This is a genomic window from Streptomyces xanthochromogenes, from assembly GCF_014650455.1.
Taxonomy (GTDB): domain Bacteria; phylum Actinomycetota; class Actinomycetes; order Streptomycetales; family Streptomycetaceae; genus Streptomyces; species Streptomyces xanthochromogenes.
In genome coordinates this window covers 1-1366 of the sequence record NZ_BMUZ01000044.1, presented here as the reverse complement: position 1 = coordinate 1366, position 1366 = coordinate 1, and the positions used below count along the sequence as shown (strand labels likewise).

The window sequence follows — 1366 nt, the reverse complement described above, 5'->3', positions numbered from 1 at the left end:
GAACCGCCCCGGCATGTCCGGAGACTCCAGTTCTTGGAAAGGATGGGGTCATGTCAGGTGGTTCATCGAGGAGGTACCCGCCGGAGCTGCGTGAGCGGGCGGTGCGGATGGTCGCAGAGATCCGCGGTCAGCACGATTCGGAGTGGGCAGCGATCAGTGAGGTCGCCCGTCTACTTGGTGTTGGCTGCGCGGAGACGGTGCGTAAGTGGGTGCGCCAGGCGCAGGTCGATGCCGGCGCACGGCCCGGGACCACGACCGAAGAATCCGCTGAGCTGAAGCGCTTGCGGCGGGACAACGCCGAATTGCGAAGGGCGAACGCGATTTTAAAGACCGCGTCGGCTTTCTTCGCGGCCGAGCTCGACCGGCCAGCACGCTAATTACCCGGTTCATCGCCGATCATCAGGGCCACCGCGAGGGCCCCGATGGTTTGCGGTGGGGTGTCGAGTCGATCTGCACACAGCTGACCGAGCTGGGTGTGCCGATCGCCCCATCGACCTACTACGACCACATCAACCGGGAGCCCAGCCGCCGCGAGCTGCGCGATGGCGAACTCAAGGAGCACATCAGCCGCGTCCACGCCGCCAACTACGGTGTTTACGGTGCCCGCAAAGTGTGGCTAACCCTGAACCGTGAGGGCATCGAGGTGGCCAGATGCACCGTCGAACGGCTGATGACCAAACTCGGCCTGTCCGGGACCACCCGCGGCAAAGCCCGCAGGACCACGATCGCTGATCCGGCCACAGCCCGTCCCGCCGATCTCGTCCAGCGCCGCTTCGGACCACCAGCACCTAACCGGCTGTGGGTAGCAGACCTCACCTATGTGTCGACCTGGGCAGGGTTCGCCTACGTGGCCTTTGTCACCGACGCCTACGCTCGCAGGATCCTGGGCTGGCGGGTCGCTTCCACGATGGCCACCTCCATGGTCCTCGACGCGATCGAGCAAGCCATCTGGACCCGCCAACAAGAAGGCGTACTCGACCTGAAAGACGTTATCCACCATACGGATAGGGGATCTCAGTACACATCGATCCGGTTCAGCGAGCGGCTCGCCGAGGCAGGCATCCAACCGTCGGTCGGAGCGGTCGGAAGCTCCTATGACAATGCACTAGCCGAGACGATCAACGGCCTATACAAGACCGAGCTGATCAAACCCGGCAAGCCCTGGCGGTCCATCGAGGATGTCGAGTTGGCCACCGCGCGCTGGGTCGACTGGTTCAACCATCGCCGCCTCTACCAGTACTGCGGCGACGTCCCGCCGGTCGAACTCGAGGCTGCCTACTACGCTCAACGCCAGAGACCAGCCGCCGGCTGAGGTCTCAGATCAGAGAGTCTCCGGACTCACCGGGGCGGTTCACCCGACACAATC

The 1366-nt window shown here is 64.2% G+C and carries 1 protein-coding gene; it reads left to right on the top strand.

The features are described from left to right. The first annotated feature begins 50 nt into the window (after positions 1-50). A protein-coding gene (locus IE267_RS39280; RefSeq protein WP_087902221.1) for an IS3-like element IS6110/IS987 family transposase occupies positions 51-1312 on the top strand; the annotation gives its coding sequence in 2 pieces (ribosomal slippage) (positions 51-339 and positions 339-1312; 1263 coding nt in all). Positions 1313-1366: the final 54 nt, after the last annotated feature.